Here is a 19,854-nt window from a genome sequence, read left to right as displayed (position 1 = left end):
ATGCCCACCCTGGTCGTCGCCGGACACGGCATGGTCGCCCACCGGCTCGTGGAGGCGGTGCGCGCGGAAGACCCTTCGGGGACCTGGCACATCGTCGTCCTGTCCGAGGAGCCGCGCCCGGCGTACGACCGGGTGGCCCTCACGTCCTATGTGGACACCTGGGACCCGGCCACCCTGGCCCTCCCCGGCTCCGACTACGCCGGCGACGCGCACGTCGAGCTCCGGCTCGGTGAGCTGGCGGTGTCGGTCGACCGCTCCGCCAAGACGGTGACCACGGCTTCCGGTGACGTCGTCTCCTACGACGCGCTGGTGCTGGCCACCGGCTCGCGGCCGTTCGTGCCGCCGGTGCCCGGCCACGACCTGGACGGCTGCTTCGTCTACCGGACCATCGAGGACCTCGACAGCATCCGCGCGGCGGCGATCGACAAGCCGGGCCGCGGCCGGCGGTCGGCCGTCGTCATCGGCGGTGGCCTGCTCGGCCTGGAGGCCGCGAAGGCGCTGCGGGACATGGGGCTGTCCCCGCACGTCGTCGAGATGGCGCCGCGGCTGATGCCGCTGCAGGTCGACGAAGGCGGCGGCGCGCTCCTGCGGCGGCTGATCACCGACCTGGACGTCACCGTCCACACGGGAACGTCCACCGACGCGATCGAGGCCGACGGCTCGCGGCTGCTGGCCAAGCTCGGCAACGGCACCGAACTGGACGTCGACCTGGTCGTGTTCTCCGCCGGGGTCCGGCCGCGCGACGACCTCGCCCGGCAGTCCGGACTGGACCTCGGCCCGCGTGGCGGCGTGCTGACGGATGCCTCCTGCCGCACCGGCGACCCGGCGATCTACGCGATCGGCGAGTGCGCCGCGGTCGAGGGCCGCGTGTACGGCATCGTGGCGCCCGGCTACGCGATGGCGGAGATCGTCGCCGCGCAGCTCACCGGCGGCGGCGGGACGTTCCCCGAGCCGGACACGTCCACGAAGCTGAAGCTGATGGGCGTCGACGTCGCTTCCTTCGGGGACGCCCACGCCACGACCGAGGGCGCCCTGGAAGTCGCCGTCAACGACGCGGTGGCCGGGACGTACAAGAAGCTCGTGGTCACCGACGACGGCAAGACGCTGCTCGGCGGCGTGCTCGTCGGCGACGCGACCGAGTACAACACGCTGCGCGCGCTGGTCGGCCGTCCGCTGCCGGCCGAGCCGGGCGCGATCCTCGCCCCGGCGGGCGGCGGCGCCGCGGTCGGCGTCGACGCGCTGCCGGACGCGGCGCAGATCTGCTCGTGCAACGCCGTTTCCAAGGGCGCGATCACGACGGCCATCCACGAGGACGGCTGTGACACCGTCCCGAAGCTGAAGGTGTGCACGCGGGCGGGCACCGCCTGCGGGTCGTGCGTCCCGCTGCTGTCCAAGCTGCTCAGCGCGGCCGGTGTCGAGCAGTCGAAGGCCGTCTGCGAGCACTTCCCGCAGTCACGCGCGGAGCTGTTCGAGATCGTCCAGGCCACCCGGATCACCACGTTCAGCGAGCTCATCGCCCGCTACGGCGCGGGCAGCGGCTGCGCGATCTGCAAGCCGGCGGTGGCGTCCATCCTGGCCACCCTCGGCAACGGGCACGTGCTCGGCGGCGAGCAGATGACGTTGCAGGACACCAACGACCGGTACCTGGCGAACCTGCAGCGCAACGGCACGTACTCGGTGGTCCCGCGGATCCCCGGCGGCGAGATCACGCCGGACAAGCTGATCGTGATCGGCGAGGTGGCGCGCGACTTCGGGCTGTACACCAAGATCACCGGCGGCCAGCGGATCGACCTGTTCGGCGCGACCGTGGACCAGCTGCCGCTGATCTGGCGGCGGCTCGTCGACGCCGGGTTCGAGTCCGGGCACGCCTACGGCAAGGCGCTGCGCACGGTGAAGTCGTGCGTCGGGTCGACCTGGTGCCGCTACGGCGTCCAGGACAGCGTCGGCCTCGCGATCGAGCTGGAGCTGCGCTACCGCGGCCTGCGCTCGCCGCACAAGCTCAAGTCGGCGGTGTCCGGGTGCGCCCGGGAGTGCGCCGAGGCGCGGAGCAAGGACTTCGGCATCATCGCCACGGAGAACGGCTGGAACCTCTACGTCGGCGGCAACGGCGGCACGACCCCGCGCCACGCCGAACTCCTGGTGTCCGATGTGGACACCGAGACGCTGATCCGTACGATCGACCGGTTCCTGATGTTCTACGTGCGCACCGCCGACCGGCTGCAGCGGACCGCGCCGTGGATCGAGGAGCTGGAGGGCGGCCTCGACCACCTGCGCGCGGTGATCGTCGACGACTCCCTCGGCATCTGCGAGGACCTCGACGCGGCGATGGCCAAGCACGTCGACAACTACGCCGACGAGTGGAAGGGCGTCCTGGAGGACCCGGAGAAGCTGGCCCGGTTCTCCTCCTTCGTCAACGCGCCGGGCGCGCCCGACCCGGCGATCTCGTTCCGCGAGGAGCGGGCGCAGAAAGTGCCTGTGATGCTGGGAGTTCCGGAGGTGCGGCGATGACCACGTCGATCGAACGGACCTGGACGGCGGTCTGCCCCGTCGGCGCGGTGCCCGAGTACGCCGGGGTGGCGGCGCTGCTCGACGACGGCGTTCAGGTGGCGATCTTCCGGCTGCCCGGCGACCGGCTGTACGCGCTGTCCAACTGGGACCCGTGCAGCGGCGCGGCGGTGCTCTCGCGCGGCATCGTCGGCGACACCGGCGGCGTGCCGGTGGTGGCGTCGCCGGTGTACAAGGAGCGGTTCGCCCTCGAAACCGGCGAGTGCCTGGACGCCGCGGACGTTTCGGTGCCGGTGTACGAGGTGCGCGTGCGGGAAGGCGTCGTCGAAGTGGAGAGCCCGTGAGCGATGTGCTCCCACTGGCCGGTTTCGTGATCGGCATCACCGCGGCGCGCCGGGCTGACGAGCTCGGCGCGCTGCTGGTGCGCAAGGGGGCGAGCGTCCGGTACGGCCCGGCGATCCGGATCGTGCCGCTGACGGACGACCGGGAGCTGCACGCGGCGACGGCGGCGCTGCTGGCGGCGCCGGTCGACGCGGTCGTCGCGACCACCGGCATCGGCTTCCGCGGCTGGCTGGAGGCGGCCGAGGGCTGGGGGCTGGGGGATTCGCTGCTGGACCGGCTGTCGACGGCGACGCTGCTGGCCCGCGGGCCGAAGGTGACCGGCGCGCTGCGGGCGGCCGGGCTGTCGGAGTCGTACTCACCGGCGTCGGAGAGCAACGCGGAGCTGCTGCAGCACCTGCTGTCGTCGGGGGTCGACGGGCTGCGCATCGCGGTCCAGCTGCACGGCGAGCCGCTGCCGTACTTCGTGGACACGCTGCGCGCGGCGGGTGCCGAGGTGATCGAGATCCCGGTGTACCGCTGGGTCGGCCCGGTGGACCCGGGCCCGGTCGACCGCCTGCTCGACGGCGTCCTGGACGGCTCGATCCACGCGCTCCCGTTCACCAGCGCCCCGGCGGCGGCGTCGCTCATCGCGCTGGCCCGCCGCACGGGCCGGCTGCCGGGGCTCGTCACGGCGCTGTCCGGCCCGGTGGTGGCGGCCTGCGTCGGACCCATCACGGCCGGCCCATTGGCGGCGTTGGGGGTGCCGACGGTCCAGCCGCACCGCGCCCGGATCGGCGCACTGGCCAGGACGGTGGCGGAGACCCTGGTCGCGCGTTCGCCTCGCCTGCGCGCGGGAGGGCGTTCGATCGAGCTCCGCGGCCAGGCGGCCATCGTGGACGGCGAGTGGTGCGAGGTGGCGCCCGCGCCGATGGCGTTGTTGCGGGCGCTGGCGGCGTCGCCGGGGCGGGTGGTGTCGCGGCGCGAGCTGATCTCGGCGTTGCCCGGGGGCGGCGAGGAGCACGCGGTGGAGACGGCGATCGGCCGGCTGCGGACGTCGCTGGGGGGCGGGAAGGTGGTCCAGACGGTGGTGAAGCGCGGATACCGGCTGGCGGTCGACGCCTAAGGAGCGGGTCGGCGCTGTCAGGGGTCGTGTCAGGGCGGTGGCCTTCCGGTGTCAGCGGGGGCGGCGAAGGTGGGTTCACACACCGAGCCAAGGAGAATCCGATGCAGAAGTTCACCACCCCCGCCCCGATCACCACCGCCCTCGCCATCCCGGCCGGCCGCGTCCGGTTCGTCGCTTCCGACGACACCGGCACCGTCGTCCAGGTCCTGCCCGCCGACCCGGCGAAGAACCGCGACGTGAAGGCGGCCTCGGAGGCGTCCGTGTCGTTCGACGACGGTGTCCTGCGCATCTCGCTCGAGGCGAAGAACCAGTACTTCGGCCCGTCCGGGGCGCTCGACGTGACGGTCTCGCTGCCGGCGGGCTCGTCGGTGGAGGCCAAGGCGGCGAGCGTCTCGCTGCGGGGCGTCGGACGCCTCGGTGACGTCACGGTCTCGGGAGCGCACGGCGAGGTCGTCTTCGACGAGGCGGCGAGCCTCCGGTTGACGGCCCACGCGGGCGACGTCTCGGTGGGCCGGCTGACGGGCCCGGCCGAGATCACCACGGGCAAGGGCGACATCCGCATCGCCGAGGCGGCGAGCGGCAACCTGGTGCTGAGCACCCAGGCGGGCAACATCACGGTGGGAGCGGCGGCGGGTGTCTCGGCATCGTTGGACGCGGGGACGACGTACGGCCGGATCCGCAACGCGCTGAAGAACGAGGGAACGCCGGGGTTGGCCATCCAGGCGACCACGTCCTACGGCGACATCGACGCCCACAGCCTGTGAGGCCGGAGCGCCCCCGGTGTGGCGTCGGCGGTAGAACGCCACATCGGGGCGCTGGGGACGGACCGAAATTGTCGGTGCCCGCTGGTAGCGTGGAAAACGGGGGGCGCCCCCGCGGGCGTGGTCGGCGAGCAGCCGGCGGAGGCTCCGCGAAAGCCCCGCGCCGCAGGCGTGAGGCCAGGCGTGGTCAGCCGGCCCAGGTGACCGCGTGCTTCTCGAAGCCGCGCGCCGCCGCGACCCGGGCCGCCTCGGCTTCGGCCTCCTCGCGCAGTGCCGGGCGCAGCGGGTCGAACGCCGTCACCGTGAACGTCAGCCTCGCCCCGCTGCCCTTCGTGCGCCACGTTCCCGCGATGTCGCCGTCCGCCACCAGCACCCCCGGGTTGCCCAGCATCTTCCAGACTTCCTTGCGCCGCAACGGGTCCGGGACCAGCAACGCCTTGTCCCGCGCCTGGATGAACGGGTCCAGCGGTGGCAGCAGCCGCACCACGTCCGGCTCCGGCGGGTTCTCCAGCGCCGGGAGCCGGTCCTCCGGCAGGTACCGCGTCTTGCCCTCGACCTGCACCGAGACCAAGCCCGCCGGCCAGGTGCGGTCGACCACCGCGCGGGCCGTGCCCGCGAACTCCGCCGCGTCGCCCGGAGAGGCCGGGCCGTTCAACCCCAGGTAGCGCTCGATCACCGCCGTCGCCGCGGCCGGGTCCGGGGTTTTGCGCATCCGGCCACGGCCTTCCAGCGGGGCCAGCGTTGCCGGCGATGCCCCCGTCACCAGGCGGACTCCGGCGTGCGGCGTCGCGATGCGCATCAGCTGCTCCTGGATGTGCGTCGCGTGGCAACCCCGGCACCATCGCGAGAACGACGGTGGCAGCACCTTCGTGACCGCCGTCGACACCGCGCCCTTCGACATCGGTTTCGTGACGACCTTCCGGAGCGCGCCCGCCGCGGTGAAGACCACCTCGGTCGCGGCCAGTCCCGTGGCGGCCATTTCCTTGCGCTGCCACAACATCCGGGCCAGGGCGTCCGCGTCGTCCAGCGGGACCAGCGCCCGGATCGCCTCGGGCAGGTCCGAGCGCAGGTGGAAGTGCGGCGCGCCCCGCAACGTCCAGGCCAGGACGAGCCGCTCGTCGTCCAGGGCCACCGGGCCGTCGAGCCGGGCCACCAGGGCGAGCAGCGCGGTGTCGCGCATGCTGTCCTGCAGCCCGGCCCGGACCACGGCGAGGTCGGCGACGTCCTTCGCCGAGCGGTGCAGGCCGTGCTCGGCGATGCGGTAGGCGAGTACCTGACGGCGGTCCACGGGGCAGCTCCTAGAACGCGTACTCGAACGTGTAGCCGATCGGGTCCTCGCCCATCGCGCCGCCGGCGGTGCCGCGGCCGGTGAGCCCGGCCAGGTCGCCGGTGCCCGAGCCGGGGACGACGGTGAACGTCGAGGCGATGCCCTTCGCGTCGAAGGTGTACTCGTGGCGCACGATGAACGTCCCTTCGCGACCGTCGACCTTGCCCTCGAAGCGTTCGAAGCACGGCGACGTCGTCTCGCCGCTTTCGTACCCTTCGCCCGCGTAGTACAGCAGAAGGTCGCAGATCGACTCACCCTCGATGACGCCTTGGTACGCGAAGGTGGCGTGCGCGTAGGCCACCCGCGGCCCGCCCTCGGTGCCGCTGACGATCTTCTCTTCCCAGTTCTTCGTCGTGAATCCGTTCATGGGGATCACCCTGCCGGGCATACCTGTCAGCTTGTGTCAGGTATTTCTGCCAAACTTGGACCATGCGCGCCAGCCGCCTCCTGTCCGTCCTCCTGCTGCTGCAGAACCGCGGCCGGATGACGGCCGAAGAGCTGGCCGAAGAGCTCGAGGTCTCGGTGCGGACGGTCTACCGGGACATCGACGCGCTCTCGGCGTCCGGCGTCCCGGTGTACGCCGACCGCGGCCGGACCGGCGGCTACCGGCTGGTCGACGGCTACCGCACCCGGCTCACCGGGATGACCGAGGAAGAGGCCCAGTCGCTGTCGCTGGCCGGCCTGCCGGTGGCGGCGGCCGAGCTCGGGCTCGGCACGGTGCTGGCGGCGGCGCAGCTCAAGCTGTACGCCGCGCTGCCGGGCGAGCTGCGCGATCGCGCCGGCCGCGTCGCCGAGCGGTTCTACCTGGACGTCCCGGGCTGGCACCGGGGCATCGAGAGCCTGCCGACGCTGTCGGCGATCGCCGACGCCGTGTGGTCGTCGCACCGGATCCGGATCCGCTACGAACGCTGGGGGCAGCGGGTCGTCGAACGGGACCTGGAGCCGCTCGGGCTGATCCTCAAGGCGGGCAACTGGTACCTCGCCGGCCGCTGCGAGGGCACCGACCGGACGTACCGGATCTCGCGGGTCCTGGAGCTGACCGACCTCGGCGAGGTCTTCGAGCGGCCGGCCGGTTTCGACCTCGCGCGGTACTGGCAGGAGTGGTCCGAGCAGTTCGAACGCCGGATGTACCCGCGCGTCGCGGTGGTGCGCCTTTCGCCGCGGGCGCAGGCCCTCGTACCGTTCTACGGAGGTTCCGTCGGCGCCCGCGCGTTGCGTGACTGCCGGAACGAGCCCGACGCGGACGGCTGGCTCACCGTGGAGCTGCCGGTGGAGCCGGGCGAACCGGCCATCGGCGAGCTGCTGCGCTTCGGGCCGCACCTGGAGGTCCTGGAACCGGCGGACCTCCGGGCGGAGCTGGCCGAAGCGATCGAGGAGATGGGCGCGTTCTATGGGTGAGCTGAGCGGTATCGCCATCGGGGTCACGGCCGAGCGGCGAGCGGGCGAATTCATCGCGGCCCTCGAACGCCACGGCGCCGAGGTCCGCCACGCGCCGACGATCACCATCGTGCCCCTGGACAGCGACCCGGCGTTGCGCGCGGGCACCGAGGCGGTCCTGGCGGAGCCGGTCGGCTTCACGGTGGTCACCACGGGCGCCGGTTTCCGCGGCTGGCTCGAGGCGGCCGGGGGCTGGGGCCTGCGCGATCGGCTCGTGGCGGCGCTGGGGGAGTCGCGGATCTACGCCCGCGGCCCGAAGGCGGTGGGCGCGGTCCGCGGGGCCGGCCTGCGCGAGTCCTTTTCGGCCGCGTCGGAGTCGAACGCCGAGCTGTTCGGGGCGTTGACCTCGGCCGGGGTGGCCGGCGAGCGGGTCGCCGTCCAGCTGCACGGAACGCCGCTGCCGGAGCTCACCGACCCCCTCGTGCAGGCCGGCGCCTCCCTGGTGGAGGTGCAGCCGTACCGCTGGCACTCCCCGCCGGACGTCACCCCGGTGTACGACCTGATCGACGCGATCGTCGCGGGCGAGCTGGCCGCGCTGGCCTTCACGAGCGCCCCGGCCGCGGCGAACTTCCTGACGCTGGCGCGCACGTCCGGGCACTACGACGACCTGCTGACGGCCCTGCGCGGCCCGCTGGTGTGCGCGTGCGTCGGCCCGGTGACGGCGGCCCCACTGGAGGCGGCGGGCATCGAGACGCTGCAGCCGGACCGCCAGCGCCTGGGTGCCCTGGTGAAGCTCCTGGCCACGAAGCTCGGCAAGGAGTAGCCCGCCCGCTTGCGCGGACTCAGTCCGCTTCGACCAGGGCTTCGCCTGCCTCCGCCGCCCGGACCGCCTCGCGGCCGGCCGCTTCCTCGCTCATCCCGAGCCGCCAGTAGCCCGTGAAGCAGATCAGCCGCTTGTCCACCTCGCGCTCGCGCACCAGGTGGCGCCGCACCGACTTCACCACGCCCGCCTCGCCGGACACCCACGCATACGGCGTCCCGCCCGGGAACGCCGCGCCGCGCAACGCCTCCAGCAACGCCTCGCCCAGCGGCCGTGACCCGCGCAGCACCCAGTGGACCTCCACCGCTCCGCGCGTCTCGAACACCTGCCGGTCCGCGCGGTCCGCCAGCTCGACGTACACCGAGGCGCGCGCGCCCGGCGGGAGCTGCTCGATGATCGCGCCGATCGCCGGCAGCGCCGTCTCGTCGCCCACCAGCAGCTGCCAGCCGCAGCCCTCCGGCGGCGCGTACAGCCCGTACGGCCCCGTGAACGTCACGCGGTCGCCCGGTGTCGCCCGCGACGCCCACGCCGAGGCCGGCCCGGTGTCGCCGTGCAGCACGAAGTCGACGTCGATCTCCGCCGCGTCCGGGCGGTGGGCCCGGACCGTGTACGTGCGCATCGGCGGCCGGACGCCGTCCGGCATCGCCAGGTACGTGCGGTACCAGGACATGACGTCGGAAGCCGTCTCCGGCAGCACCGGCGCTTCCTGCCCGGGCAGCGGGAAGAACACCTTGACGTACTGGTCGGGCGCCCCGGCCGGCACGTCGCGGAAGCTCTCCGCGGCGAACGTCACGCGCACGAGGTGCGGCGTGACCGGCCGGACGACGGTCACCCGCGCCCGGTGGTAGGTCAGGGCAGGTCGCTCCAGCTGGGTCGTCATTAGGCGAGGCTAACCTAACGACGCGGGTTCAGAACAGTCCTTCCGGTCCGTGGTCCTCCTCTCCGTCCGGTTTCCACCGGTACTTGCGCAGGTCGATGCGCTGGCCGTCGGCCAGCACACCCTCGGCGCGCAACCGTTCCAGCTGGTCGTGGACCAGGTGCGGCGCCGGGGTGCCGTTCGCGCGCAGGATCCGGTGCCACGGAAGGTCGTGCCCGTCCTCGGCCAGGATCGCGCCGACCATCCGCGGCGACGGCGCCCCCGCGAGGGCGGCGATGTCGCCGTACGTCGCCACCGTGCCGGCCGGCACCGACTCGATGATCTCCCGCACGCGCTCGTGCAGAACGTCGTCCATGACTCCTACTGTGCCGGACGGGTACGACATTTTTCGCAACCATCCAGCGCACGCTGCGGCGCCTTCGCCGAACGGACCCCCGCTAAGCCGTGCCGGTGCGCCACCCGGGGGACCGGGCGTGGTTCCATCGCGGGGTGAACGGGAGGCGAACGGCGCAGGCGGACGCGCGGCTGGTGCGCACGCCGATCGTCGCCACACCCTCGTTCACCTGGGACGAAGGCGCGCGGCGCGTGCTCTCCGCACCCGGCGGGTTCCTCCGCGTGCTCGGCGGCCCGGGCACCGGCAAGACGGCGCTGCTGGCCTCGGCCGCCACCCGCCGCATCGCCGAGGGCGCCGACCCGGAGAGCGTCCTCGTGCTCACCACGTCCCGCAAATCCGCCGACGCGCTGCGCGCCGACATCACCTGGCGGCTCACCGCCGACCCCGACCTGGCGCGGCCGCTGCCCCGGACCGTGCGCGAACCGCTCGTCCGCACCGTGCACTCCTACGCCTACTCGCTGCTGCGGCTGGAGGCGATGGCCGAAGAGCTCCCGCCGCCGCGGCTGCTGGCCGGCGCCGAACAGGACGTCGTCGTCCGCGAACTCCTGGCCGGTGACCTCGACGAAGAGGCCGAGTACTGGCCCGAGCAGCTGCGGCCCGCCCTGATGGTCCCCGGCTTCGCCGAGGAGCTGCGCGACCTGCTGATGCGCGCGGCCGAGCGCGGCCTCGGCCCCGGGGACCTCGCCGAGCTGGGCCGGCGCCGCGGCCGCGAGGAGTGGATCGCCGCCGGGGAGTTCTGGGCGCAGTACGAAGAAGTCACGCAGCTGCAGGGCGCGGGCGGCAACGCCCTCGGTGTCGCGAGCGCGCCCGCCCTCGACGCCGCCGAGCTCGTCACCTCCGCGCTGCTCGCCCTCGAAGACGACGACGAGCTGCGCGAACGCGAGCGCACCCGCGTCCGGCACCTGTTCGTCGACGACGCCCACCACCTCGACCCGCTGCAGACCAGCCTGGTCCGGGTGATCGGGCACACCGCGGCCGAGTTCGTCGTGGCCGGCGACCCCGACCAGAACGTGTTCTCCTTCCGCGGCGCGGACGCACGCCTGTTCGCCGACGCCGACCCGGACGGCAGCCGGACCGTCACGCTCACCACGGCCCACCGGCTCGCCCCGGCCGTCCGGCTCGCGGTGGCCAAGATCGGCGCGACGCTGCCGGGCGCGTCGCCGCACCGCAAGATCGTGCCGCCACGCGGAGCGACCGGGGGGAACGTCCGTGTCCGCGTGATGCCGACGCCCGCCGCCGAGGCGAGCTGGATCGCCGACCAGCTGCGTCGCGCGCACCTCGTCGACGGCGTGCCGTGGTCGGAGATCGCGGTGCTCGTCCGATCGCCCGCGCGGACTTTCCTCGTCCTGCAACGCGCGTTGCGCGCGGCCGGCGTCCCGATCGGGTCGGCGACCGAGGAACTGCCGCTGGCCAAGCAGCCCGCGGTGCGGCCGCTGCTGGCCGTGCTGAAGCTCGCGCCGTCGCCCGAGCTCCTCGACGTCGACCTCGCGGAGATGCTGCTTTCGTCGGCCCTCGGCGGCGCGGATCCCTTGGCGCTGCGGCGGTTGCGGCGCGGCCTGCGCCGGCTCGAACTGGCCGGCGGCGGCCAGCGGTCGAGCGACGAGCTGCTCGTGGAAGCGTTGCGCGGCGGCGACATCCTGGCCGGGCTCGCCGACGCCGAGGCCGAGCCGGTGCGGCGCGTCGGCGGGCTGCTGCGCGTCACGCACCAGGCCGTCGCGCGCGGCGAGGGTGTGGAGCAGGTGCTGTGGCAGCTGTGGCGGGAGAGCGGGCTGCAGGACAAGCTGCTGAAGCAGGTCGAACGCGGCGGGTCGCTGGGGGCGCAGGCCGATCGCGATCTCGACGCCGTCGTCGCGCTGTTCGACGCCGCGGGCCGGTACGTCGACCGGCTGCCGCGCGCGAGCGTCGCATCTTTTGCGGATTACCTTGGCGCGCAGAGGATTGCTGGCGACACGCTGGCGCCGGCGGCCGTCCCGTCCGACGGTGTCTCGCTGCTCACCGCGCACGCCGCCGCCGGTCGCGAGTGGACGGTCGTCGCCGTCGCGGGTGTGCAGGAGGGCGCGTGGCCGGACCTGCGGTTGCGCGGGTCGGTACTGGGGGTGGAGCGGCTCAAGGACCTGATGGCCGGGGTCGACGACGACGCCGTCTCCCAGACCGCGCCGATCCTCGCCGAGGAGCGGCGCCTGTTCTACCTCGCGCTGAGCCGCGCGAAGCGGACGCTGCTGGTCACCGCGGTTTCGGGGGAGGACGAGCAGCCGTCCCGGTTCCTCGACGACCTGGAGGAGAACGGCGCCGACGACGGCGGGCTCGACTCGCGGATGAAGCCGCCGGGCCGGTCGCTGGTGCTCGCCGAGCTGGTGGGGGAGCTGCGCGAGGTCGTCTGCGATGACAAGGCCGACCCCGCGCGGCGGCGTCGGGCGGCGAAGCAGCTGGCCCGGCTGGCCGACGCCCGCGTGCCCGGCGCGCACCCGTCGACGTGGTACGGCCTGCTCCCGGCGTCCAGCGACGAGCCGGTGCACCCGCCGGGCGACCTGATCCGGATCTCACCGTCCACAGTGGAAATCCTGACGAAGTGCCCGCTGCGCTGGATGATCGAGCGCCACGGCGGCAGCGACCCGGCCCAGCTCGCGGCGGTGACGGGCACGCTGGTGCACGGGCTCGCCCAGGCGGTCGCGTCCGGTTCGACGGACGCGGAGCTGCAGGCCGCGCTGGACGAGGCGTGGGTGCGCGTCGACGCCGGGGCGCCGTGGTTCTCGCGGCGGGAGCGGCGGCGGGTCGAGCAGATGCTGCGGAACTTCACGACGTGGCTGGAGCGCAGCCGGGCGGAGCTCAAGGAAGCCGGGGTCGAGCAGGACATCGAGGTCGAGCTGCCGGCCGGGGGCGCGGACGAGGTCCGGGTGCTGCTGCGCGGGCGGGTCGACCGGGTGGAGCTCGATTCCGAGGGGCGGCCCGTGATCGTGGACATCAAGACGGGCAAGGTCCCGGTGTCCGGGGCGGAGGCCGAGGCGCACCCGCAGCTGGCGGCGTACCAGCTGGCGGTGCTGCTGGGGGCGATCGAGGGCCGGACCGAGGCGGGTGGCGCTCGGCTCGTGTATGTGGCGAAGGCGAACAACAAGACGGGAGCGACGGAGCGGTCCCAGCCGCCGCTCGACGAGGTGGGCGGCAAGCAGTGGCTGGAGCTGGTCCAGAAGGCGGCGGCCTCGGCGGCGGGTCCGGACTACCAGGCCCAGGAGAACCCGGACTGCGACCGCTGCCCGGCGCGCGGGTGCTGCCCGCTCCGGCCCGAGGGGCGGCAGGTGCCGGGGCTGTGAACGATCTGGTTAGTTCAGGCGCTGTGGGGCGGGGGCGGCCGGGCGGCGGGCTTGTGGACTATCTGGTGAGTTCGTTGGCTCGGCGAGCTGGCTGGGTGCGGGGTTTGTGGACTATCTGGTTAGTTCAGGCGCGGCGGTGTGGCGTTGGCTGGGTGGTGGGTTTGTGGACTATCCGGTGAGCTCGTTGGCTGCGCGAAGTTGGCTGGGTGCGTGGTTTGTGAACCATCTGGTTAGTTCAGATGCGGTGGTGTGGCGTTGGCTGGGTGGTGGGTTTGTGGACTATCGGGTGAGTTCGTTGCCCATGCGGGGTCCGCTGGGTGCGGGGCTTGTGAACCATCTGGTTAGTTCACGCGCGGCAGTGCGGCGCTGGTCGGGCGGCGAGCGTGTGAACTATCCGGTGAGTTCAGCCAGGCGTGAGCACGCGACCGAGCCGGAGCGCCGCGAGGTGCGGCCGTGAGCCCGCTCGTCATCGCCAACCCCGTCGAGCCCGCCGAACTCGCCGATGCGCTCGGGCTGCACCGGCCCACGCCCGAGCAGGCCACCGTCATCGCCGCGCCCGTCGAACCCTCCCTCGTCGTCGCCGGGGCCGGGGCCGGGAAGACCGAAACCATGGCCGCGCGGGTCGTCTGGCTCGTCGCCAACGGCATCGTCAGCCCCGACCGCGTCCTCGGCCTCACCTTCACCCGCAAAGCCGCGCGCCAGCTCGGCGAACGCGTCCGCGCGCGCCTGCGCCGCCTCGCCGGGTCCGGCCTCCTCGACCGCCTCGACCCGACCGGCGGCCTGCGGTCGACCGTGGTCGCCGGCGAACCCACCGTCCTCACCTACCACGCCTACGCCGGCCGCCTGCTGTCCGAACACGGCCTTCGCCTGCCCGTCCAGCCCGGCGTCCGGCTCCTCTCCGAGACGTCGTCGTGGCAGATCGCGCACCGCGTGGTGTCCACATGGGACAACGAACTCGACACCGACCGCGTCCCGCCGACCGTGACCGCCGACCTCCTCGCGCTGGCCGGCGAGCTCGGCGAGCACCTCGTCTCCACCGAACAGCTCGCCGAGTACACGACCTGGCTGTGCAGAGTCATCGAGAACGCCCCGCGCGCCAAGGGCCAACGAGCCGCGCTGCCGCAGAAACTCACCGAAATCATGGCCGCGCAACACTTCCGGCTCGCCCTCCTCCCGCTCGTCGACGACTACCACCGCCGCAAGCGCAACGAAGGCGCACTCGACTTCGCCGACCAGATGTCCCTCGCGGCCCAGCTGGCCGGCGGGTACCCGTCGGTCGTGCGGGGCGAGCGGGAGCGCTACGGCGCCGTCCTCCTCGACGAATACCAGGACACCGGCCACGCCCAGCGCGTGCTGCTGCGGGCGCTGTTCGGCGGCGTCGAGAACCCGCCGATGCCGGTCACCGCCGTCGGCGACCCCGCGCAGGCCATCTACGGCTGGCGCGGCGCCAGCGCCGCCAACCTGCCCCGGTTCACCACGGACTTCCCGCGCTTCGACGGCGAACGGCTCGTCCCCGCGCACGAATTCGGGCTGCTGACCAGCTTCCGCAACCCGCCGGAAATCCTCGACCTCGCGAACGCGATCGCCGAACCGCTGCGCGCCCGCGGCCTCGGCGTCGAACGGCTGCGGGCGCGCGACGGCGCCGGGCCCGCCGACCTCGCCTGTGCGCTGCTGCCGGACATCCGTGCCGAACGCGCGTGGGTCGCCGACGCGCTCGCCCGGCGCTGGTACGCCCACCAAGAGGAAACCGGCAAGCCGCCGACCGCCGCGGTGCTGGTCCGGCGCCGCGCCGACATGGCGCCGATCGCCGCCGAACTGCGGGCGCGCGGGCTGCCCGTCGAGGTGGTCGGGCTCGGCGGGCTGCTGGACGAGCCCGAGGTCGCGGACCTCGTGTCGACGCTGAAGGTGCTCGCCGACCCGCTGTCCGGCAGCGCCGCGGCCCGGCTGCTGACCGGCGCCCGCTGGCGGCTCTCCGCCGCCGACGTCGCCGCGCTGTGGCGGCGCGCCGGCGAGCTGTCCAGCCCCGAGAAGCCGGACACGCCGGAACTGGTCGTCGAGCGCGTCGAGCAGGCCGGTCTCATCGACGCCATCGACGAACCGGGCGACCCGGAGCGGTACTCCGAGGAGGGCTACCGGCGGATCCGGCGGATCGGGTGGGAGCTGGCGGCGTTGCGGCGGCGGCTCGACCAGTCGCTGCCGGAGCTCGTCGCCGACGTCGAACGCACCATGCTGCTGGACGTCGAATCGCTGGCCCGGCCCGGATCCGCGGGACGGGCGCACCTGGACGCGTTCGCCGAAGTCGTCACCGACTACGCCGAGACGGCGCCGACCGCCACCCTTCTGTCCTTTGTGGACTACCTGAACACCGCCGCGCACGCCGAAGACGGGCTCACCCCCGGCGAGGTCGAGGTCGTCCCGGACCGCGTGCAGGTGCTGACCGTGCACTCGGCGAAGGGCCTCGAATGGGAGGTCGTCGCCGTGCCGCACCTGGTGCAGGACGTCTTCCCCGGGCGCCGGCGGTCGTCGTCGTGGCTGCGGACCGCGACGTCGCTGCCGGCCAAGCTGCGCGGTGACGCCGAGGACCTGCCGACGCTGGACATCGCCGAGGGCTACGACCGCAAGGAAGTCCAAGAAGGACTGGAGCTGCACGAAGCCGGGTTCGTCGAACGGGAACAGGCGGAAGAACGGCGGCTCTGCTACGTCGCGCTGACGCGGTCCGAGCACGCGATGATCGTCTCCGGGCACTGGTGGAACGAGAGCAGCAGCCGGGCGAAGGGGCCGTCGGAGTTCCTCACCGAGATCGCCGACGTCCTCCGTGAGACCGGCATCGGGCAGCTCGCGGAGTGGGCGCCGGAACCGGACAAGGACGACGAAAACCCGCTGGTGACGGACTCGCGGGCGGCGCGCTGGCCGGTCGACCCGCTGGGCGACCGCCGCACCGGCGTGCAGACCGGCGTGGAACTGGTGTCCGAAGCCCTGGCCGCCGAGCCTGCGGAAGAAGCCGAGGACGACGATCCCGACGGCTGGGTGACCGACACCGACGTCCTGCTGGAGGAGTGGGCGCGCAAGGACGACCACGTGCACCGGGTCCCGCTGCCGTCGCGGCTTTCGGTGAGCCAGCTGGTCGCCCTGGCCGACGACGCCGGCCGCCTCGCCGCCGACCTGCGCCGCCCGCTCCCGGTGGAGCCCAACAGCTTCGCCCGCCGCGGCACGGAGTTCCACGGCTGGCTGGAGCGCCGCTTCGCGGGCGACCAGCTCATCGAGATCGACGACCTCCCGGGCGCGGCCGACTTCGGCGAGGCCCCCGACGCGGACTTCGAGGAACTGCAGACGGAGTTCGAGAAGAGCGAGTGGGCGGCGCGGGTCCCGGTGGCGGTGGAGGTGACGTTCTCGGCCGACGTCGAAGGCATCACCCTGCGCGGCCGGATGGACGCGGTGTTCGCCGACCCCGACGGCGGCTGGACGGTGGTCGACTGGAAGACCGGCGCGGTCCCGCCGGAGTCCCGCATCCCCGCGTTGTCGGTCCAGCTGGCGGCGTACCGGATGGCCTGGGCGGCGCTGAAGGACGTCCCGGTGGAGCGGGTCCGCGCGGCCTTCCACTACGTCCGCGCGAACCGCACGATCCGCCCGGCCGACCTCCTGGCCCCGGAAGCCCTCCGCGGCCTGCTCCGCGACCTCCCCGAGGCGTGATCAGACAGCCGACACGCGTGATCAGAGAGCCGACACGCGTGATTGAGAAGTCGACACGCGTGATTGAGGGGACGACACACCGGGGCTCCGGCCGGGTCGCCGTGTCGACCCTTGAATCACGCGAGTTGACCCTTCGATCACGCGTGTCGACCGCTGGATCACGCGTTGTCGCGGACCTTCAGGGCCCAGGCGATGAGGGGCCACTGCATCGGTAGCCGCGCCCAGGCGATCGCGCGCTGCGGGGCCGGTGCTCGACGAGCGTCCACCGCCATCTTGACGTTCCCCGGGAACACGCCCAGGAACAGCAGGGCCGCCGCCAGGCCGCCGAGGCGGCGGGTGCGGGGCGCCGCCACCGCGGCCGCGACCGCCAGTTCCGCCACGCCCGAGCCGTACGTCCACGCCCGCCGCGAGCCCGGCAGCGACGCCGGGATCAGGCCGTCGAACGGCTTGGGGACGGCGAAGTGCAGCACGCCCATGAAGCCCAGCGCGCCCGCCAACACGTGCGCGGGCCGTTGCGAGGTTGCCATGAACTCATCGTTCCACGCGGCGGCGCGGTGTCCGGTTCGGCTATCCTCCGGGCGTGAGTGACGCTCGACACGAGCCAGCATGAAGGCCCTCAAACGGTTGCCGCTGGGCAGTCTCACCGATCGGCCCGACCACGAGCTCGTCGGCGTCCTGCGGATGCCGGAGCTGACGGTCAGCCCGCTCCGCTCGATCGTCAAGCGGATCATCGGCGCGACGCTCGCGCTGCTGGCCACGGTGGTCATCGTCTACCTCGACCGCGACGGCTACCGCGATGCCAACGGCGACGGCCTCTCCCTGCTGGACAGCCTGTACTACGCCACCGTCTCGCTCTCGACGACCGGCTACGGCGACATCGCGCCGGCCACGTCGTCCGCGCGGCTGGTGAACGTCCTGGTGATCACCCCGCTGCGGGTGCTCTTCCTCATCGTCCTGGTCGGGACCACCCTGGAAGTGCTCACCGAGCGCTCCCGCCAGGCGTTCAAGATCCAGAAGTGGAGGACGAAGGTGCGCGACCACACGGTCGTCGTCGGGTTCGGCACCAAGGGCCGGTCCGCCGTCAACGCGCTGCTCGGCGACGAGGACGTCGCCCCGGAGCAGATCGTCGTCGTCGACACCGACCAGCAGGCCCTCGACGCGGCGAGCGCGCTCGGCCTCGTCGCCGTGCACGGCTCGGCCACCCGGGCGGACGTCCTGCGGGTGGCCGCGGTCCAGCACGCGCGCGCGGTCGTGGTCGCCCCGAACCGGGACGACACGGCGGTGCTCGTCACGCTCACCGCCCGCGAGCTGGCGCCCAAGGCGCACATCGTCGCGTCGGTGCGGGAGGCGGAGAACGTCCACCTGCTCAAGCAGTCGGGCGCCAACCAGGTCGTCGTCTCCAGCGAGACGGCCGGGCGGCTGCTCGGCATGGCGACGTCGACGCCGCTGGTCGTCGACATCATGGAGGACCTGCTGACCCCCGAATCGGGGCTGGCGATCGCCGAGCGGGCGGTCGAACCGTCCGAAGAGGGCGGTTCGCCGCGGCACCTGGCCGACCTCGTCCTCGGCCTGGTCCGCGACGGCGTCCTGTACCGCATCGACGCCCCGCAGGCCGACGCCATCGAACCGGGCGACAAGCTGCTTTACGTCAAAAAGGTCACCCAGGCGGAGAAGATCGAGCGGTGACCAGGGCGCCTGGGTTTTGCCCGCGGGATCTGGAACCATGGCCGGGTGCCCCCGCGATCCCTCGCCCTCACGTGGCCCACGGTGGCGATCCCCGCCGCGGCGGGTGTGCTCGTCGTGCTGCTCGCCTGGCTGGCCGGGCCCGGCCTGCTCGGCATCGGCAACGACGTCCTGGGCGCCCCGGTGCAGGCGGAGGTGACCAAGCCGGCGCCCTGCGGCCAGGCTGACGCCAAGGAAACCGTCAAGTTCACCGTCGCCGGGAAGGCCCACGAAGGCACGCTCGACGGCTGCGGGCACGGCCAGGGCGAGCGCGTCGAGGTCGCGGTGCCGGACGTGCTGCCCGACACCGGCCAGGTCACCGTCACCGCCGCGGACACGTCGATGGGCGCGTCCGACGCCCGGCGCCCGCTCGGCCTGGCCCTGCTGGTGTTCGCGTGCTTCTCCGGCGGGATGTTCGTCTACCGGTGGCTGAGCATCCCGCTGCGCCCCAGAACGGCTAGCTGACCTCGGACGACGGCGCCGCGAAGGTGTTGCAGTCGGCGATCCGGTTGCTCGTCGCGCCCGCCCGCCACCAGGACGCGTAGTGCGCGTTCGTCCCGTGGTCGTGGCTGCGGGAGGTGTTGTCGCCGCGGGTCTCCTGGTCGTTCCAGGCCTTGTTGTACATGTCGCGGCTGATCGTGCCGCCCTGGTCGACGTGCGCGCCGAGGAACATCCCCGAGAAGCACTGGGCCTGCAGTTCCTTGCGCCGCGACATCTCCAGCCCGGCCGGGCTGTTCTGGCCCGCTTCGTAGATCTTCTGCCAGGCCGCGTCCATCAGCCCGGCGACCTCCTGCACGTGGTGGCCGTACTCGTGGGCGAACAGGGCCAGGTAGACACCCGGGTTGTTGCCGTACTGGTCGGTCTGCAGGCCGCGGAACGGGACGTACAGGTTGTTTTCGCAGTAGTACGCGGCCGTCGCGATGCCGACCTGGATCGTGCCGCACTCGGTCTCGAAGCTCGCGCCGGTCGGGAAGTGCAGCGACGGCGACGTGAACGGCAGGTGGTAGGCCTCGAGGAAGGGGCCCCACGCCGCGTCCAGGCACTTGCTGGCCGCGGTGAAGAACGCTTCCGCGCCTTCCTGCGTGCTCTGCCAGGCCGGCAGCGTGCAGACGCGGTTCTGCAGGCCGGCGTTCGGGTCCTGCAGGATCGGGTGGTCGGCCAGCTTGAGGATCTTCTGCGGCCCGGTCGGGCTGGGCGTCGAGAGCTCGGTCGCCGGGTTCGACGCCGACGCCGGGGCCCCCGCGCCGCCGGGCGGCAGCTGCTGCGGGGGGACGTCCTGCGAGGTCGGGACGTCCCGGAAGTTCGCGTTGGCCAGCGGGGTCTCGTCGCGGTTGAGGGCGACGATCGCGACCAGGCCGAGCACCAGCACGGCCACCGCGCCGAGGCACACGCCGATCACCGCCGCCGGTGACCGGCGCCTCGGTGCGGACACGGTGTGCGGGCGGCCCAGCCACGGGAGATCCGGTTGCGCATCCGGCACCGGCGGCGGCTGAACGGTTCCGCGAGGCGGTTCCTGGCCGGGGGGCGGTTGCGTCACTAGGCAGTCCCGAAGGGTCTCGGTACGGACCGGGGGTACCCGATCCCGCCATTCAGCATATCGGGGGAACGGGCCGTCTCGCACCCGTCCGT

General features: G+C 73.1%; 16 protein-coding genes. 10 read left to right on the top strand and 6 right to left on the bottom strand.

Going from position 1 to position 19,854, the window contains the following annotated elements; all coding sequences use genetic code 11:
• The 4 genes from nirB to H5965_RS16370 all read left to right on the top strand — a co-directional run bounded on the left by nirB (nt 1) and on the right by H5965_RS16370 (nt 4,713).
• Nucleotides 1-2,508 (top strand): nitrite reductase large subunit NirB, encoded by a 2,508-nt coding sequence (nirB, locus tag H5965_RS16385; protein WP_310970751.1) that lies wholly within the window; start codon nt 1-3, stop codon nt 2,506-2,508.
• Nucleotides 2,505-2,849 (top strand): nitrite reductase small subunit NirD, encoded by a 345-nt coding sequence (gene nirD / locus H5965_RS16380; protein ID WP_310970749.1) that lies wholly within the window; start codon nt 2,505-2,507, stop codon nt 2,847-2,849. The genes nirB and nirD overlap by 4 nt, the downstream gene beginning before the upstream one ends.
• Nucleotides 2,846-3,949 carry a uroporphyrinogen-III synthase gene (locus H5965_RS16375; protein ID WP_310970748.1) on the top strand — a complete coding sequence of 368 codons (1,104 nt, stop codon included), beginning with the start codon at nt 2,846-2,848 and terminating at the stop codon, nt 3,947-3,949. Before nirD ends, H5965_RS16375 begins: the two co-directional genes overlap by 4 nt.
• A gap of 101 nt (nt 3,950-4,050) precedes the next feature.
• A complete protein-coding gene (locus H5965_RS16370; protein ID WP_310970747.1) occupies nt 4,051-4,713 on the top strand; it encodes a DUF4097 family beta strand repeat-containing protein in 663 nt (220 codons plus the stop codon).
• Nucleotides 4,714-4,897: 184 nt separating this feature from the next.
• On the opposite strand, the gene H5965_RS16365 is transcribed toward H5965_RS16370, so the two are convergent.
• Together H5965_RS16365 and H5965_RS16360 are read right to left on the bottom strand one after the other, a co-directional pair.
• Nucleotides 4,898-5,998: a DNA glycosylase AlkZ-like family protein gene (locus H5965_RS16365; RefSeq protein WP_310970746.1), complete on the bottom strand. Its 1,101-nt coding sequence runs from the start codon at nt 5,996-5,998 to the stop codon at nt 4,898-4,900.
• Nucleotides 5,999-6,008: 10 nt separating this feature from the next.
• Nucleotides 6,009-6,404 (bottom strand): DUF3224 domain-containing protein, encoded by a 396-nt coding sequence (locus H5965_RS16360; RefSeq protein ID WP_310970745.1) that lies wholly within the window; start codon nt 6,402-6,404, stop codon nt 6,009-6,011.
• A 62-nt stretch (nt 6,405-6,466) separates the two neighbouring features.
• Between H5965_RS16360 and H5965_RS16355 the strand changes: the two genes are divergently transcribed.
• Together H5965_RS16355 and H5965_RS16350 are read left to right on the top strand one after the other, a co-directional pair.
• Nucleotides 6,467-7,435 (top strand): YafY family protein, encoded by a 969-nt coding sequence (locus H5965_RS16355; RefSeq protein ID WP_310970743.1) that lies wholly within the window; start codon nt 6,467-6,469, stop codon nt 7,433-7,435.
• Complete coding sequence (locus tag H5965_RS16350; RefSeq protein ID WP_310970742.1) at nt 7,428-8,237, top strand: uroporphyrinogen-III synthase; 810 nt, start codon at nt 7,428-7,430, stop codon at nt 8,235-8,237. The genes H5965_RS16355 and H5965_RS16350 overlap by 8 nt, the downstream gene beginning before the upstream one ends.
• A gap of 19 nt (nt 8,238-8,256) precedes the next feature.
• Here H5965_RS16350 and H5965_RS16345 read toward each other — a convergent pair whose 3' ends face one another.
• Together H5965_RS16345 and H5965_RS16340 are read right to left on the bottom strand one after the other, a co-directional pair.
• The gene (locus tag H5965_RS16345) at nt 8,257-9,114 is read right to left on the bottom strand and encodes a siderophore-interacting protein (protein ID WP_310970740.1); all 858 of its coding nucleotides are present in this window, start codon (nt 9,112-9,114) and stop codon (nt 8,257-8,259) included.
• 28 nt (nt 9,115-9,142) lie between these two features.
• A complete protein-coding gene (locus H5965_RS16340; protein WP_310970739.1) occupies nt 9,143-9,466 on the bottom strand; it encodes an MGMT family protein in 324 nt (107 codons plus the stop codon).
• A 173-nt stretch (nt 9,467-9,639) separates the two neighbouring features.
• Here H5965_RS16340 and H5965_RS16335 point away from each other — a divergent pair, with 173 nt between their 5' ends.
• Nucleotides 9,640-12,813 (top strand): ATP-dependent DNA helicase, encoded by a 3,174-nt coding sequence (locus H5965_RS16335; RefSeq protein ID WP_310971361.1) that lies wholly within the window; start codon nt 9,640-9,642, stop codon nt 12,811-12,813.
• A 453-nt stretch (nt 12,814-13,266) separates the two neighbouring features.
• Nucleotides 13,267-16,503, top strand: coding sequence for an ATP-dependent DNA helicase (locus tag H5965_RS16330; protein WP_310970737.1), 3,237 nt, complete (start codon nt 13,267-13,269; stop codon nt 16,501-16,503).
• A 158-nt stretch (nt 16,504-16,661) separates the two neighbouring features.
• Here the strand turns inward: H5965_RS16330 and H5965_RS16325 are convergent, their stop codons facing one another.
• On the bottom strand, nt 16,662-17,030 hold the full coding sequence (locus tag H5965_RS16325) for a hypothetical protein (RefSeq protein WP_310970735.1): 369 nt from the start codon (nt 17,028-17,030) through the stop codon (nt 16,662-16,664).
• 79 nt (nt 17,031-17,109) lie between these two features.
• Here H5965_RS16325 and H5965_RS16320 point away from each other — a divergent pair, with 79 nt between their 5' ends.
• Nucleotides 17,110-18,189 (top strand): potassium channel family protein, encoded by a 1,080-nt coding sequence (locus H5965_RS16320; protein ID WP_310970733.1) that lies wholly within the window; start codon nt 17,110-17,112, stop codon nt 18,187-18,189.
• 81 nt (nt 18,190-18,270) lie between these two features.
• On the top strand, nt 18,271-18,690 hold the full coding sequence (locus H5965_RS16315; protein WP_310971360.1) for a hypothetical protein: 420 nt from the start codon (nt 18,271-18,273) through the stop codon (nt 18,688-18,690).
• On the opposite strand, the gene H5965_RS16310 is transcribed toward H5965_RS16315, so the two are convergent.
• Nucleotides 18,683-19,705 (bottom strand): neutral zinc metallopeptidase, encoded by a 1,023-nt coding sequence (locus H5965_RS16310; protein WP_310970732.1) that lies wholly within the window; start codon nt 19,703-19,705, stop codon nt 18,683-18,685. The two genes, H5965_RS16315 and H5965_RS16310, sit on opposite strands and share 8 nt — an antisense overlap.
• Nucleotides 19,706-19,854: the final 149 nt, after the last annotated feature.

It is taken from the genome of Amycolatopsis sp. 505 (assembly GCF_031625235.1).
GTDB lineage: Bacteria > Actinomycetota > Actinomycetes > Mycobacteriales > Pseudonocardiaceae > Amycolatopsis.
This window is presented reverse-complemented; position numbering and strand designations above follow the sequence as displayed.